Genomic DNA, 15,179 nt, shown 5'->3' with positions numbered 1-15,179 from the left:
ACTTCTATATAATCTATTCTCAAAAGCAAATAAAAATATCACTATACATACATACAATAATTACCTGTGCTTTATGGTGAAAATATTGTAGAATAAATTCAAGATTTGTAAAAAAGAGAATTTTATTATGTAGAGGCATAAGTATGATTGAAAGAATGTCAGCTAAAATTGCAAACAAAATAAACCATTATGATTCGTCATCAGACGTGGAGGTTATGGAATATGCATTGAAAATATTATTGAATCTATTTTCTGTTGTATTGATATGTTTTATTGTAGGGATTATAACCAATCAATTAAAGGAGATATTTTTAGCATTTTTTTCATTTGCATTACTAAGGGCGTTTTCAGGTGGTTTTCATTTTAAGTCATTAGTTGTATGTTCAATTATATCTTCATGTGTATTTATATTTATTTCTTTTATTTCCATTAATTTAATGGTAACACAATTATTGAATATTGTTTCTTTATTTATTGTATGGTTCAGAGCACCAGTGAATGTGCACATTAATACCCAGATTCCAAGACAAATACTTCGTTATTTCAAGTTTGTTTCGATTATCATTGTAGCCATTAATTTATTTGTTGGTTCTAGTATTTTCGCATTGTCATATATGATACAAGCATTATCTCTTTTAACAAAGAGATTATAAGCTTGTAATTAATTATTTGTTGGAGGTGAGATTGTTGAAGTCTAAAATAGCAAAGTGCTTATCTGTAGTTTTGTCTGTTTTTGCAATTGTATTTACTTATTCAAACAAATTAGTATTTGGTGATTCAATAATACCAGAAAAACTTATTAAAAAAGACTAGCCAGTATTATTAAACCCTTTTGTCACATTTTTTTATAAAACTACTGATTTTACTGGTAGTTTTATGTTAAATTCGATCTCTTGATTTTCAGTAGTGTTTACTTTAATGGAGCCTTTATAGTAATCTACTCTCTCTTTTATTATTGATAATCCAAGACCTTCATGCATAGATTTATTTTTTGTTGAAAAGCCAGGCTTAAAAATTTGTGATTTAATTAAATTCTTTGTTTTCATATATGGGTTCTTACAACTGATATATAAATTATTATTTTCTATTTTTCCACTGGTTTGAATCCACCTATTTTCAGGAGATAGATGTTCAACTTCCTGCATAGCATTATCAATTAAATTTCCAATGATTTTTACAATGTCTATTGATGTTACACCTAATGACAGATAATTTAAATTTTTAAATTGATAGTGGAAATTTATTTTTTTATCCAGTGAGATAATTGTTTTACTTTGAATTAAAGCTGCTAGAGCAGGATGTCCTATCTCTAATATATCATTAACCTCTGAAATCCCTCCCACAAGATCTTTAGTATATTTTTTTAATTCATCATATTTTTGAAGTTTCACTAAACCAGATACTACTTGTACATGATTTAAAAAATCATGACGTTGGCCACGTATACTTGTAAACATCTTATCTACGTCTTCTATGTAAAATTGTTGTGTCATTTGCACAGCTTCATTCTTAGTTTGTTTTATTGTGTTAAGTGTGACTAGTAAAATAATGAGACTTAAGAATATAGTAAAAAATAATAAAAGAGAAATTGTTTTTGATAAATTATGATATGATCCTAGATAATTTATTGTTATTACAAATGTAACTATAATAAATTGAATAAATAAAATACAAAATAATAATGAAATTTTTAGATTTTTTTTTATGGTTGTTGTAAGATTTTGTCCTATGGACCATCCTGTTTTAATCATTAAATAAATCAGACTAGAAAAGATTAGAACAATTGGAAATGAAATATAAACAATATTAATAGAGTTATTTAATAACTCTTCTCTAGTAGTAGATAATATTTTCAAAGTAAAAACAACGACGAATAATTCTAAGAAAAGTAAGGTTGTAAATGAAAACATAGGTATAATAATTCTATGCACGAATTTTAAGTTTTTAAATATTAAAAAAAAGAGAATGAAGTAAGATAAGATACTGTTAATAAAATAAAAATAGGCAGGTAGATCAAATATAAAAAAATCTATGTATAGGGATTCTATTGAAGCAAAGATAAGTATTTTTTTCCAATGGTCTCTTAGTGAAAAACCCCAAAAGAGGAAAGAAAAACAAATGGAGAAAAAATAACAAGGGATAGAATATATTAAAACAATGGGCAACACATTCATAATAGTTTCAATCAAAACATTCACCTTTTCTATACTTAAAATCTACTAAAAATATACCTTCATTAATAATATAATACCATAATATGAAATAATTTTGTTAAGATATGTATTTTAATGTCGAATAACCTCGAATATAACTTACCATGATTATGAACAAATAAGAACCCTTATGTTAAGTTTATTTATATGGGAATTATTGTAATTCATGTAAAGTGTTCGAGTAAACCCGTTATGTTATACTTAATAACTAAAGAAACTTACTGTTGAGAGCTTCAATTTATACTAGATAAGCCTAGGAGGGAATGACTTGACAAAAAAATATAAATTAATTGCTTTGGATATGGATGGAACGGTTTTAAATGAAAATAGAGAAATTTCGCTCGCGAATAAAGCTGCAATTGATAAAGCTTTGAATAAAGGAGTTATTGTTAGTTTTGCAACTGGTAGAGGGTATCAAAGTATAGAGCCTTATATTCATGAACTGAACCTAGATACACCTATTGTGGCTGTGAATGGAAGTGAAGTTTGGAAGAATCCAAAAGAATTAATGCAGCGTCATCTGCTAGAATCTGAAGTCATTAAAGATATGCATGATATCGCACTTCACTATGATACTTGGTTTTGGGGTTATACTGTGGAAGGGTTATTTAATAAAGAACAATGGACAGATAATTTAGATGATTATCAGTGGTTAAAATTTGGTTATTATACTGAAGATGATAGTAAGATTAAACAAGTTTTTGAAACCATTAAAACATGGGGGACTTTGGAAATAACAAATTCGCATCCTAATAATATTGAATTAAATCCAAAAGGGATTAGTAAAGCGAGTGGGTTACAAGCTTTATGTAAATGGAAAGGATTTGATATGTCAGAGGTCATAGCGATGGGTGATAGTATGAATGACCTTGCTATGATTAGGTCAGCGGGCCTTGGTGTTGCAATGGGTAATGCTCAAGATATCATAAAAAAAGAAGCGGATATAGTGACGTTGACTAACGATGAAGATGGAGTGGCAAAAATAATAGAGGAATACATACTGGGAGTATAAAATTTTCAAGTCACATTCTGCTGCGTAAAAACTGCTAATATGAATTTTTCTCAAGGAGCTAAACTATATAGACCATAATTCATTTTCTTAAAATATGATCATTAATCAGGAAGGAAAGTTACTTTGTCAAAAAAAGATTCTTTAATTAAAGGCACATTGGTATTAGCAATCGCGGCTTTTATTGCACGTTTTTTGGGAATTTTTCAACGGGTCCCATTACAAAATATGCTTGGTGACAATGCGATGGCTACTTATGGGATTGCGAATTCGATCTACTTTTTACTACTAATGATTGCAACAGCTGGTGTTCCTGTCGCAATTAGTAAATTAGTATCAGAACGGATGGCATTGGGTAAATTTGCGGAAGCTCATCGAATTTATGTTGCATCCATTAAGTTTGCAATTTTTGCAGGACTTTTTATGACAGCATTGCTCTGGTTTGCTTCAGATTATTATGCGACTAACATTGCAAAGGATAAGGATGCTGTGTTAGCGATTCGTGCTCTTGCTCCTGCTTTACTATTTTTCCCTGTCATTGCCATCATGAGAGGTTATTTTCAAGGTAGGCAACAAATGATGGGAAATGGAATTTCACAAATAGTTGAGCAAATTGTGAGAGTCATTGTTTCTGTAGGACTCGCATCATTCTTACTTTATATGGGCACTACAGAACAATTGGCGATTGCTGGTGCAACTTTTGGTGGTGTAGTTGGTGGGGTTGCAGCATTATTAGTCATGTTATTTTATTGGCGGAGGTTAAAAAAACAAGATATTAAGGATGGGCAGTATATTATTTCAAATGAAAAGAATCAAGAAGAGATAAAAGCTGCTAAATCATTAACTTATAGAAAAATATATAAGATGATATTTAAAATTTCAGGACCTGTCATTTTGATTGCGATAGCTGTCCCTGCAATTAATTTTATTGACGCTTCAACTGTAATTTCATTGCTTGAAGGGAAGTTAGGTTATAGTAGTGCTGAAGAAATGTTAGGTATTTTGCAAAATAGAGCTCAGGCTCTAGCAGGGCTACCGATCATATTTTCCATTGCGATTAGTCAATCTATTCTCCCAATCATTTCATCGGCGTATGCGAAAAAGGATCAGTTAGTATTAAATCGTCAAACATCGCTAGCTTTAAGAATGTCTATTCTTTTCAGCTTGCCAGTCATCTTAGTATTATGTATTGCAGCAGAGCCTATTAATGGATTATTATTCAAAAATACATTAGGAACGTCAGTTATTGTTTATTTAACTGCTAGCACAATATTCCAAGTATTGATGATGACATCAGGTACCATTTTAATGGGATTAGGACAATTCAAAAGACCGATGATTCATGTATCGCTAGGTGTAGTATTGAAAGTGGCAGGGAACTTTTTATTAGCACCATGGCTTGGAGTTGGTGGAATCATTTTATCTACTGCTATTAGTTTTTCCATTGTAATGATATTAAACTTATTTTATTTGAAAAAAACAGTTTCTTACACGATATTAGGGAAAAAGTGGATAGGCACGCTAATTACGTCCATGCTTCTTGTTGGTGTTGGATATTTAATTATACTTTTCAACGAATCCATAATTCAGTTTTCTATTGAGAGGGTTACTTATGCAGTGCACTCTGTCATTTTAGGATCGATTATTGGGATTTTATATTTAATATTCATGATTAAATTCAGAGTGATAACTGAAAATGATATTCGTCACTTGCCTGGTAGAATTCAGAATGTAATGCAAAAAGTTTTACGTATCATAAATCGCTGATTAATTTTCTTCAAACAACATTTTTTCTGCCATAACTGCTAACTCTATTTTATTTAAAGCTTGGCAATAATTGTGCGTCATTTCCAAAGTAATCGGTGGTTTTATTTTTTTAAAATGTTTTAGCATAGAGAGATCAATAAACCAATCCTCTTGCGTTGTGGACTGAAAAGGAACATTAGACCATACTTCCGTTAATTCGGGGCTGGACAGCGGTTCGGCTCCTTTTTTTAATTTACATCCTATAATTTTTTGCATGGTATAGTCGGAAGAAGTTGATTTCTTTTTTGAAAATAACTCAGGACAGTAATCTACTCGAGAACCAGAGTGAGCAACATGATTAGAGAAATTTCTAATGGCCTGATAATAATCAGGATAACAATATATAATAGTATATAGTTTTTTTCCTACTGCAATTCTTTCTTTAAGATTGGAAAAATTCTGAACTGTGACCCCCACTAAGTTTTTTTTATCATATTGACTAGAATAAACCATTGGAAAGAGGATTTGATTAAGTTGCAATAAGGATTGTGTTTTAAAATAAAACTTGTCCAACACTCTTTCTTTATATTTCGGATTTAAGACAACTCTTTTTTCAATGTAATTTTGTTCATTAATAATAAGAGCGATAGTTAACAAAGTAGATTGTTGTGGATTATTCCAGAAAATATCCCAGAAGGGACGCATAAATTTAGATACATGAAAGGCATCTAACAAATGAAATAAGTTCTTTTTTAAACTTAAACTTTCCTCATATAATAATAACTGGGGATAGGCATCTTGAAAGATAAGTGCATTTGCTCTCTCTAGCATTAAAAACGTAGCTAGTCTCTTTTCGGAGTTAAGTAATCTAGGGAGAAATTCTCCTTTTAAATCCGTCATATTCCAACCGCTATTTCTTGATACCATATGAGCTAGAAACGCCCAGTGAAGGTTAGAATTTCTCTTGTAAACTTCTAGGTATGCTTGGGTGCGTGTAATATTGTTAAGGTTATTAGCCTTAGTTTTTTGTTGAATTTTTTTAAAAATCTCTAGTTCAATATTAGTAAAAATAGTGTTCGTAGGTTTAGGGTGTTCTAATGTAGTCTTTAATTTTTTATGAATCATTCTCAAATCATTTGTATCGTAAACTAAAGGGGTGTATTGTTTTTTTAGTTGTAAGAATCTTAATAAGTTTTTTGTTTTTTGTTTTGTTTCCATAAAAAGATTTTTAAAAATTAGGAACACCCTCTTTCTCATTTGATAAATGTAAGAAGTTTTATATATCCACGTATTAACATTCCGTAATCATTCAGTTAATCAAGAAGTCGAACGGACTGTAAATTACTGATGAGATTTGAATGGTAGTACTAGTATTCCGTATAATAGTTGTTAAGATTCCTTTTTAAAGAGGATAATCAAAGGAGGAGTAATAAGATTATGGAAAAATTAACAAGTGAAAAACAGTTCACAGAAATGATTTCAGATAGCATTCCTGTCATTGCCGTTTTCAAGGCTGATTGGTGTGTTGATTGCCGCTTCATAGATCCATTTATGCCAGAAGTCATTGCAAAATATGAAGGTAAAGTCCGTTTTATTGAAATTGATTCAGAACAATTTCCTGATTTAGTTGATCAGAACAATGTGTTAGGCATCCCAAGCTTTATAGCTTTTCATGAGAACAAGGAGCTTATTCGATTTGTAAATAAATTGAGAAAAACGCAGGAGGAAATTGAGACTTTCGTTGATCGTGCCATAGAAGTGGCTTCTGCATTAGAAAAGTCCTAATTAAATAAATGATTTCAAACAAATAAGTTTTAATTATATAATTTCGTCATCCTAAAATCTTTTTATTTTGGGACGACGATTTTTTTTTAATAGAGTGCTTCTTCGCACTTTCTTCACTTTTTAATGAATGGTGATATGGTATTCTTAACTATGAACAGATATAATGAAAATTGTTGTTATTTGTACAAAGAGAAGGGTGAAAGCATTGATTAATGGATTAAAATGGATAGCTACGATCACATGTATGGGGATGTTTCTTGTTCTATTAGCTGGGACGTTAGTTACAAATACGGGATCAGAATTAGGTTGCGGTCATGATTGGCCGTTATGTAACGGTAAATTCGTACCTGCTTATACAATTCCATCCATCATAGAGTGGAGTCACCGATTTGTAACTGGTATAGAGGGAATTCTAGTGGTGATTACCCTTGTTATGGTCATTAAATACTTAAAACATCGCAAAGATGCCTTATTGTATGCATGGGGAACACTATTGTTTACTGTAGTACAAGCCATCATGGGAGCTATGGCAGTTATGTGGCCACAATCGTCTCCTGTCCTAGCACTGCATTTCGGAATATCAATAATGGCATTTGCAAGTAGTTTGCTACTCGTGATGATCGTTTGGAAAATAAATCCACAAGAGCGCAGTCTATATACAAAATGGGGTGAACCGACAACAGCTATAGATAAACCGGTTGGCAGAAGTTATCGTATCTTTGTATGGTTTACGACCGTTTATACTTATATCGTCGTTTATACTGGAGCGTTAGTGAAACATACGGATTCAGGATCTGCTTTTGTTGAACTTTATCAAAATACATTTGAAACCTTGATAGGAAAAGTAGGTGTAGCACTTACACATGTATCTTCTGCGAGTGTCTTATTTATTATCATGTTGATTGTTGCACATTTTGCTTATAGATCGTATCATCATATTCTTCCTATACGTAAAGCTGGAATTGCTGCACTTGTTTTAATTGTAGCTCAAGTCATAAGTGGTGTCATACTAGTTGCAGCAATTAGTAATGAAAATTGGTATCTATTTGCCATTTTGTTGCATACGTCTATTATTTCAGCTATGTTTGGAGTATTGTGTTATTTAAGTATGTTAGTATGGCAATGGAGGGAGAAAGTGAAATGATTCAAGATTTGAGAGCATTTATTAATCTTTTGAAAAAAGAGAATGATATAGTAGAAATATCTGCGCCAGTGGACCCATATCTAGAGATAGCTGAGATCCACCGACGTGTGATTGATGAGGGTGGTCCAGCATTGTTATTTACTAATGTAAAAGGAAGCCCTTTCCCTGTAGTTACAAATTTATTTGGGACAAGTAGACGTGTGGATTTAGCTTTTGGTCCAAAACCTGAACAATTAATGAAACAAATCATTGGAGCGATGGACACACTTCTTCCACCTACACCGAAAGCACTATGGAAAGAGAAAAGTTTAATATTTGATATGTTGAAAATAGGAACTAAAACAGTGTTAAAAAATGAAGCTCCTGTCATGCAAGTATTAAAACAAGAAAATCCGTTGGCTGAGCTTCCAGTGATAACAAGCTGGCAGGAAGATGGTGGACCATTTTTCACTTTGCCTTTAGTTTATACTGAACACCCTGAAACAAAGGATCACAATCTTGGTATGTATCGCATGCAAGTATATGATGACCAAACAACAGGAATGCATTGGCAAATTCATAAGGGTGGAGGATTCCATTATCATGAAGCAGAGAAAAAGAATGAACCTTTTCCTGTTACCGTTTTCCTAGGAGGCCCCCCTGCACTAATTGCCTCTGCCATTGCACCTGTACCAGAGCATTTACCAGAACTATTATTAACTTCTTTAATTTTGGGGAAAAAATTAAAGACGGTTGACAACCCACATGGAGATCATCGTCTGATCGCAGATGCTGAATTTGCTATTCATGGTAAGGTACCACCAAATTACACAAGACCAGAAGGTCCTTTCGGAGACCATTATGGATATTATTCTTTAATTCATGATTTTCCTGAATTCAGAATTGATCATATGTGGCATCGAAAAGATGCAATTTATCCAGCTACTATTGTGGGTAAACCAAAACAAGAAGATTATTATATGGGTGAGTTTTTACAACGATTATTATCTCCCGCTTTTCCAATGGCGATGCCAGGTGTGAAACAGTTGTGGACTTATGCAGAAACAGGTTTCCATCCATTGGCAGCAGCAGTAGTAAGGGAAAGTTATTCACGTGAAGTGTTAGCAAGTGCTTTTCGAATTTTCGGGGAAGGACAGCTTACGCTAACAAAATTTTTAATTTTAACAGATCAAAATGTAAACTTAGAAAACTTCCCTCAATTATTTGAGTCCGTATTAGAAAGGTTCGAACCAAAAACGGATTTGTTTATTTTTAATAAAACTTCACATGATACATTAGATTACACTGGGAAAAAGTTGAATCATGGGAGTAAAGCAGTGCTAATTGGAGTAGGTGATCCAAAGAGGGAATTACCTGGTGATTATACAGGCGGAGGTTTAGTAGGCATATCTAAAATCTCTACTTACTGTAAAGGATGTCTAGTCATTTCAGGTAAAAAGTATGAAGAAGAGCCCGAGTTAGCAGCACATATCCTAAAAACAAATAAAGAAAAGTTGGAAATGTGGCCAATGGTTATTCTAGTTGATGATGCAGAAATTACAAAGGATCAAACCTCCTTTTTATGGACAGTGTTTACTCGATTTAACCCTGCAACAGATATGTATGCAGATAGTGAAATCCGACAGCATCATCTTAACTATGAACTGCCAATCGTCATTGATGCAAGAATGAAACCAGGGTATCCTGATGAGTTGTTTCCACGTGAAGATATAGTAGAGCTTGTTTCAAAACGTTGGGGAGAGTATTTTGAGTAATAACATAAACTTGTTATCACATTAGTCAGAAGATAGAATAGAAGCGGATAAAATGGTGAAGAACTGATATGAAGGAGTGGTGTGATGTTTGATCATTCATTTAAATTACCCGATAGGAAAAAAGAAGGAGATTTCTTTCATATCAATCAAGCTATTGAAAAATTTAGCGATCTAATTATCCAATTGGATCGTAAAGAGGACTTACCAGATAAATATATTCGTATTAAGCTGTTAGCTGAAGCTTTTATTATTTCTTTGAATGAATTGGAGCAAAGTGTATTTTCCAGTAAAAAATATAGTGAAAAAATTCATACTCCCTACGAGGAAGATATGGAGCCAGCCGAATTAAAGGACTATTATTTGCATGTTTATTATTATAAAAATTCGTTTATTCGGATTTTTTCTATATTAGATAAACTGGGGTATTTTTTGAATGATCTATTAGAATTGAATACTGAAAAAGTCAAACCAAGGTTTTCATATTATACTGCTTTAAGACAGATGTATACTTTGAAGAAACATCCTACTTTACAAAAGCTACTATATCATATTAAATTAGAGTATAAAGAACCGATGAAAACGCTTAGAAAAAGAAGGAACTTAGAAATTCATTATATTAATGTTGAAATGTTAGATGATTTGGTCAAAACGGATGACGTTTCTGAAGAAAAAGTAACAGTAGAAAACTTAGCAAACAACGTTTATATTTTACAACAAGGGTATAAGATGGTGTGTTTATCTTTAATTGAAGTCTTTGATTATTCTAATCTATTGTTACTAAAAAAATTGGAACATACATAAAAAGATGAAAAGCAATTCAATTGTCACTAGAGGGGGACGAGAGAATTCAATGTTAAAAAATAAAGTGGCTCTAGTCACAGGAAGTGCAAAGGGGTTGGGAAAAAAAACAGCTTTAGCGCTTGCTGAACTTGGTTGTAATGTCATTATTAATTATGTTCATAGTAAAGATGAAGCGGAACATTTACTTGAAACGATTGAAGGAATGGGAGTACAATCTACTGCAATAAAGGCGGATGTGACCCAATTTGATCAATTACAGTCCATGATACATAAGATTGAAGAGCAATTTGGCGGAGTTGATATATTAGTAAACAATGCAGGTCCATTTATTCGTGAAAGAAAGTTGTTTTCAGATTACTCTTTTGAGGAAATGAATTATTTAGTTCAAGGGAATTTTTTAAGTGTAATGCAGCTGGATCATTTAGTGTTACCACATATGCGAAGAAACAAATGGGGGAGAATTATACACTTTGGCTTTGGGCACGCAGGAGAATCAAGAGGGTGGCCTCATAGAGCTGTATATGCTGCTGCAAAAGTAGGATTAGTATCGTTCACAAAAACATTGTCTGTAGAAGAAGCAGAATATGGAATTACGGTAAATATGGTTTGTCCAGGTGATATTCGTGGGCAAAATAAAGAGATAGAAATTAAAGATGTTATCACTATTTTAGATGAGGAATCACCTAGAGGAAGACCAGGTACCGGTGAAGATGTCTCAAGAGTCATTACTTTTTTATGTCAACCACAATCTGATTTTGTAACTGGGAATATCATTGATATTTCTGGGGGACTAGATCCAATTCGAACTTTTCCAATGATGAAATGAATATATAAAATATTAGAATAAATATAAGTCGTCCAGTTAGTGGACGACTTAATTTTTGCCTTCAAAGCTTAACTTCACTTTTTGGGGTATTTTAAAATACTTGCTCTACTTCTGTGATTCCTTCAACTTCTTCAGTAAGAGCTCTCTCAATCCCTGCTTTAAGCGTTATTGTAGAACTTGGACAACTACCACAAGCACCTACTAATTTAAGCTTAACAATGCCATCCTCTACATCTACAAGTTCACAATCTCCTCCATCACGCTGAAGAAATGGGCGGAGTTTATCTAATACTTCAAGTACTTCATCGTACTGCTTTTGTTTATCTTCTACATTCATTTGATTCATCTCCTTCCTTCTATTATTATATTACAATAAGTAAGTATTGCAAATGGTTGCTTTTGAAAAATAATTTTAAACAAAATTACATCAGAGCAGGTGAAAAAATATGAGGCCTATCATAGAATTTTGTACTAATAATATGCATTTAGGAACTGACAAAGTCATGAAAGAACTAGAAAAAAATCCCGAATACGATGTGATTGAATACGGATGTCTAGGTTACTGTGGGGTCTGCTCTATGGAACCTTATGCTCTCGTAAACGGAGAATTAATTACTGCGCAAACACCAGATCAATTAAAAGAAAAAATTGAAAAAGAAATTGAAGAATATTTAAAAACGTTTGATCTAGATGTTTAATGAAATTTTTTAAGTGTTATAAAATATAAATTTATGATTTATCCAAAGTGATTTTTGGACATCCAAAGTACCCCGCTTTTTAATACTCTTGGTACTCTTCCAGTCATAACTGTTTTTTTGCCCATAACTCCGAATCCTTCTTTTTTACCTAAAGACCCTAAAACTCCTTTAAGCTTAATTTTACCTAGCTTTGGAGTTTCTTCTTTCCATATGGCTTGAATGACTTCTGCTACTTGTTTTCCTTGAGCCTCTGCAGCTTGAGCACTAGGTGAAAAAGGCAAACTAGCACAATCACCTACAACGTAAACATTAGGTTTTGAAGGCACTTGATGATATTCGTTTAATATGACCCTGCCCTGATTATCTTTGTCAAAATCGAGATTTTGAACAAGTTCGACGGGTTGAATACCTGCAGTCCATACTGTAATATCTGTATTTATTTTTTCATCTTTGTTATGTATTATATTTGGTTCTACTTCAGTTACACAGATATTTCCGCGCATTTCAATATCATGTTCTTCAAACCAACCTCGTACATAAGATTGCAGTTTTTTTGGAAATGAAGAAAGTATGCTGTCACCTCGATCTAATATTCGAACATTTAGATCTGATCTGCTTTCTCTTAGTTCAGCAGCGATTTCAACACCACTTAAACCCCCACCAACAATGGTAACTTGTCCATATGGTTTAATATCATTTACTTCTTGATAAGTTCTACGAGTTGCGGATAAAGACTGAATACTATTCGTAAAAATATCTGCACCGGGAATCCCATGATAACGATCTGTACAACCGAGAGCAATAACTAATTGATCATAAGAAATAGGTTCATCATTTTGTAATTGAACAAGTTGGTTTTCAGTATTTATATCAATAATTTCCCCATATTTGATCGTTAATCTTGAGTCCACTGGGTATTGAACTCTGATCGCGATATCTGAAATTGTTCCTGAAGCTAATGCATAATATTCTGTTTTTAAACCTTGATAAGGCATACGATCTACTAAGGTGATATGTGCATCATCTGGAAATTGATCATTTAATAATTCAAGAACAGTTGATAAACCTCCATACCCACCGCCTAATATTACGATATTTTTCATTGTGTAAATCCTTTCATTGTTACTTTATATATTTTTATCTATTAGTTATAAAATAAAGGGAATTTATGGTCTTATTTAAGCTTTTATTGAATGTTTAGTTAAGATAAAGGGAAATAATACCCTTATTTTGGGGTATTGAATTAAAAATCAGGTAAAAACGCTCTAAACATTTAAAATAAGACCACTTTTTCCCTTTATTTCTTATTTACTTCGTTAATTTTTCTGAATAAGTCCTTTTTTTCCCTCTATTTATTTACTTCACAGATCAATCAAGAATTTTTGCAGGATCAGTGCGTTCAAGACTAGTCTAAACCAGTAACGCCCTGTGACTGATCCTGATCAAAGCATGAGAAATCGATATTCACCGGATCAGTGCGTTCAAGACTAGTCTAAACCAGTAACGCCCTGTGACTGATCCTGATCAAAGCATGAGAAATCGATATTCACCGGATCAGTGCGTTCAAGACTAGTCTAAACCAGTAACGCGCTGTGACTGATCCTGATCAAAGCATGAGAAATCGATATTCACCGGATCAGTGCGTTCAAGACTAGTCTAAACCAGTAACGCTCTGTGACTGATCCTGATCAAAGCATGAGAAATCGATATTCACCGGATCAGTACGTTCAAAACTGGTCTAAAACCAGTAACGCTCGTGACTATCGAAGATCAGTTCATCTCCTGTACAAGTTCAACGTCCCCTGCCTGATGAAACCATATTTTTGGGCAAATCTTTTTTTCCGAGCCCCGCAAAAGTATTAGGTCGATTAAAAACAGCCACGTCCATGTGACTAACAACAACACCAGTTCTTCCTAAACTGAGAACAAAAAACTTTTGTGGCATGGGGCTCTAGAAAAGTAATCCGATATTGCTAAAAATACTTCTACACTTTTTGGGGTGTTCTTAGCTTTTCCTTATTCGTAAACTTTAATCTCGTTATAAAAAGTATCTCTTTCTACAGGAATACGGTTAGCACCTTTTACTAACCAAATTAATTCATCACGTGTCAGACCTTCTTGAGATAGAGCACCTGCTGCATGACTGATTCGTTCTTTAATTAAAGTACCATGAACATCAGAAGCACCAAAAGTTAGCGACATTTGAGTTAATTGAGTTCCTATATTAATAAAGTATGCTTTAATATGTGGGAAATTATCTAACATTAATCGGCTAATAGCCATTGTTTTGATATCTTCAAATGCAGAAGTACGTCTCTTGATTCCGGCATTTACATTTTTAGGTTGGACAGCTAAAGGGATAAAGACCATAAACCCTTGAGTTTGGTCTTGGAGTTCCCTTAGATAAACCATATGTTGCAGTCGTTCCTCTAAAGTTTCAATAGATCCATATAACATTGTAGCATGTGTTTTCATACCTACTTGATGCGCTGCACGATGGACATCCAACCATTGCTCTGTAGTTGCTTTGTTAACGCTCATTTTTTTGCGGTATCTTTCAGAAAGGATTTCAGCCCCTCCACCAGTGAGTGTTGCAACACCAGCTTCCTTTAATGCAAGTAAAACTTCTTTTATACTTAGTCCACTAATTCGAGAAAAGAATTCAACTTCTGCAGCTGTGTATGCTTTCATAGTTACATTAGGGAAATGTTTTTTTAGTCCTTGGATACAATCCAAATAATATTGGAAAGGAACAGTATGGTTATGTCCCCCGGTGATATGAAATTCTCTTATCCCTGGATGATAATGTTTTTCTGCAAACTCAATGACTTGTTCAGCGTTGTAAGTAAACGCACCTTCCTCACCTGGATTACGTTTATAACCACAGAATGCACAAGTAGCTTCACAAACATTAGTAAAATATAATGTCATATTTTCAATAAAATAGACTTTTCTTCCATTTTTCTTCAAATTTACTTGATTAGCTAGTTGACCAATTGTTAAAAGATCATCTGATTGATATAAGTAGAGTCCGTCTTCCATGCTTATTCGTTCTCCATGTTGAACTTTTTCTATTATGGATTGCATTTTAGTATCTGGATGGCTTGTTAGGATACTCATTGATATTCTTCCCTCCTATTTTCGTTGTAAAATATATAAATAAGTACACGTTTAATAAGGTACATTTATTTTAGAAATTAGCT

At 33.0% G+C, this 15,179-nt stretch carries 16 protein-coding genes; 10 read left to right on the top strand and 6 right to left on the bottom strand.

All coding sequences use genetic code 11. The features are described from left to right. Nucleotides 1-143 precede the first annotated feature (143 nt). Nucleotides 144-653 (top strand): accessory gene regulator B family protein, encoded by a 510-nt coding sequence (locus tag VQL36_RS16610; RefSeq protein ID WP_349250391.1) that lies wholly within the window; start codon nt 144-146, stop codon nt 651-653. 34 nt (nt 654-687) lie between these two features. Then, nucleotides 688-813 (top strand): hypothetical protein, encoded by a 126-nt coding sequence (locus VQL36_RS16605; protein ID WP_349250390.1) that lies wholly within the window; start codon nt 688-690, stop codon nt 811-813. 32 nt (nt 814-845) lie between these two features. Here the strand turns inward: VQL36_RS16605 and VQL36_RS16600 are convergent, their stop codons facing one another. Continuing rightward, nucleotides 846-1,856 (bottom strand): GHKL domain-containing protein, encoded by a 1,011-nt coding sequence (locus VQL36_RS16600; RefSeq protein WP_349250389.1) that lies wholly within the window; start codon nt 1,854-1,856, stop codon nt 846-848. Nucleotides 1,857-2,481: 625 nt separating this feature from the next. Between VQL36_RS16600 and VQL36_RS16595 the strand changes: the two genes are divergently transcribed. After that, complete coding sequence (locus tag VQL36_RS16595) at nt 2,482-3,225, top strand: Cof-type HAD-IIB family hydrolase (RefSeq protein ID WP_349250388.1); 744 nt, start codon at nt 2,482-2,484, stop codon at nt 3,223-3,225. A gap of 123 nt (nt 3,226-3,348) precedes the next feature. Beyond that, nucleotides 3,349-4,989: a polysaccharide biosynthesis protein gene (locus tag VQL36_RS16590; RefSeq protein WP_349250387.1), complete on the top strand. Its 1,641-nt coding sequence runs from the start codon at nt 3,349-3,351 to the stop codon at nt 4,987-4,989. Here the strand turns inward: VQL36_RS16590 and VQL36_RS16585 are convergent, their stop codons facing one another. Continuing rightward, on the bottom strand, nt 4,990-6,186 hold the full coding sequence (locus VQL36_RS16585) for a DUF2515 family protein (RefSeq protein ID WP_349250386.1): 1,197 nt from the start codon (nt 6,184-6,186) through the stop codon (nt 4,990-4,992). A gap of 168 nt (nt 6,187-6,354) precedes the next feature. On the opposite strand from VQL36_RS16585, the gene VQL36_RS16580 reads away from it, so the two are divergent. The 5 genes from VQL36_RS16580 (at nt 6,355) to VQL36_RS16560 (ending at nt 11,278) form a co-directional block, all read left to right on the top strand. Continuing rightward, nucleotides 6,355-6,753 carry a thioredoxin family protein gene (locus VQL36_RS16580; protein ID WP_349250385.1) on the top strand — a complete coding sequence of 133 codons (399 nt, stop codon included), beginning with the start codon at nt 6,355-6,357 and terminating at the stop codon, nt 6,751-6,753. A gap of 196 nt (nt 6,754-6,949) precedes the next feature. After that, entirely contained in the window at nt 6,950-7,897 is a 948-nt protein-coding gene (locus VQL36_RS16575) for a COX15/CtaA family protein (protein WP_349250384.1), read from the top strand. Beyond that, on the top strand, nt 7,894-9,651 hold the full coding sequence (locus VQL36_RS16570; RefSeq protein ID WP_349250383.1) for a menaquinone biosynthesis decarboxylase: 1,758 nt from the start codon (nt 7,894-7,896) through the stop codon (nt 9,649-9,651). Before VQL36_RS16575 ends, VQL36_RS16570 begins: the two co-directional genes overlap by 4 nt. Nucleotides 9,652-9,735: 84 nt before the next feature. Continuing rightward, nucleotides 9,736-10,452, top strand: a complete 717-nt coding sequence (locus VQL36_RS16565; protein ID WP_349250382.1) for a Cthe_2314 family HEPN domain-containing protein — start codon at nt 9,736-9,738, stop codon at nt 10,450-10,452. Nucleotides 10,453-10,501: 49 nt separating this feature from the next. Then, complete coding sequence (locus VQL36_RS16560; protein ID WP_349250381.1) at nt 10,502-11,278, top strand: SDR family oxidoreductase; 777 nt, start codon at nt 10,502-10,504, stop codon at nt 11,276-11,278. Nucleotides 11,279-11,369: 91 nt separating this feature from the next. Here the strand turns inward: VQL36_RS16560 and VQL36_RS16555 are convergent, their stop codons facing one another. Beyond that, nucleotides 11,370-11,615, bottom strand: coding sequence for a NifU family protein (locus VQL36_RS16555; RefSeq protein ID WP_160645670.1), 246 nt, complete (start codon nt 11,613-11,615; stop codon nt 11,370-11,372). Between the two features lie 109 nt (nt 11,616-11,724). Between VQL36_RS16555 and VQL36_RS16550 the strand changes: the two genes are divergently transcribed. Then, nucleotides 11,725-11,976, top strand: coding sequence for a YuzB family protein (locus VQL36_RS16550; protein ID WP_349250380.1), 252 nt, complete (start codon nt 11,725-11,727; stop codon nt 11,974-11,976). Between the two features lie 38 nt (nt 11,977-12,014). Here VQL36_RS16550 and VQL36_RS16545 read toward each other — a convergent pair whose 3' ends face one another. The 3 genes from VQL36_RS16545 to mqnE all read right to left on the bottom strand — a co-directional run bounded on the left by VQL36_RS16545 (nt 12,015) and on the right by mqnE (nt 15,096). Then, nucleotides 12,015-13,079, bottom strand: coding sequence for an NAD(P)/FAD-dependent oxidoreductase (locus tag VQL36_RS16545; RefSeq protein ID WP_349250379.1), 1,065 nt, complete (start codon nt 13,077-13,079; stop codon nt 12,015-12,017). A 689-nt stretch (nt 13,080-13,768) separates the two neighbouring features. After that, nucleotides 13,769-13,921, bottom strand: coding sequence for a hypothetical protein (locus VQL36_RS16540; RefSeq protein ID WP_349250378.1), 153 nt, complete (start codon nt 13,919-13,921; stop codon nt 13,769-13,771). A gap of 71 nt (nt 13,922-13,992) precedes the next feature. Further along, the gene (gene mqnE / locus VQL36_RS16535) at nt 13,993-15,096 is read right to left on the bottom strand and encodes an aminofutalosine synthase MqnE (RefSeq protein WP_349250377.1); all 1,104 of its coding nucleotides are present in this window, start codon (nt 15,094-15,096) and stop codon (nt 13,993-13,995) included. Nucleotides 15,097-15,179: the final 83 nt, after the last annotated feature.

This window comes from Chengkuizengella sp. SCS-71B, from assembly GCF_040100845.1.
Classification (GTDB): domain Bacteria; phylum Bacillota; class Bacilli; order Paenibacillales; family KCTC-33759; genus Chengkuizengella.
Note: the sequence above shows the minus strand (reverse complement) of the source record. Positions and strands in the feature narration are given on the sequence as shown.

Coding starts and splice junctions, on each gene's coding strand:
- VQL36_RS16550 (WP_349250380.1), top strand. CDS start 11,725: ATGAGGCCTATCATAGAATTTTGTACTAATAATATGCATTTAGGAACT.
- VQL36_RS16565 (WP_349250382.1), top strand. CDS start 9,736: ATGTTTGATCATTCATTTAAATTACCCGATAGGAAAAAAGAAGGAGAT.
- VQL36_RS16540 (WP_349250378.1), bottom strand. CDS start 13,921: ATGCCACAAAAGTTTTTTGTTCTCAGTTTAGGAAGAACTGGTGTTGTT.
- mqnE (WP_349250377.1), bottom strand. CDS start 15,096: ATGAGTATCCTAACAAGCCATCCAGATACTAAAATGCAATCCATAATA.
- VQL36_RS16560 (WP_349250381.1), top strand. CDS start 10,502: ATGTTAAAAAATAAAGTGGCTCTAGTCACAGGAAGTGCAAAGGGGTTG.
- VQL36_RS16570 (WP_349250383.1), top strand. CDS start 7,894: ATGATTCAAGATTTGAGAGCATTTATTAATCTTTTGAAAAAAGAGAAT.
- VQL36_RS16545 (WP_349250379.1), bottom strand. CDS start 13,079: ATGAAAAATATCGTAATATTAGGCGGTGGGTATGGAGGTTTATCAACT.
- VQL36_RS16585 (WP_349250386.1), bottom strand. CDS start 6,186: ATGGAAACAAAACAAAAAACAAAAAACTTATTAAGATTCTTACAACTA.
- VQL36_RS16555 (WP_160645670.1), bottom strand. CDS start 11,615: ATGAATGTAGAAGATAAACAAAAGCAGTACGATGAAGTACTTGAAGTA.
- VQL36_RS16610 (WP_349250391.1), top strand. CDS start 144: ATGATTGAAAGAATGTCAGCTAAAATTGCAAACAAAATAAACCATTAT.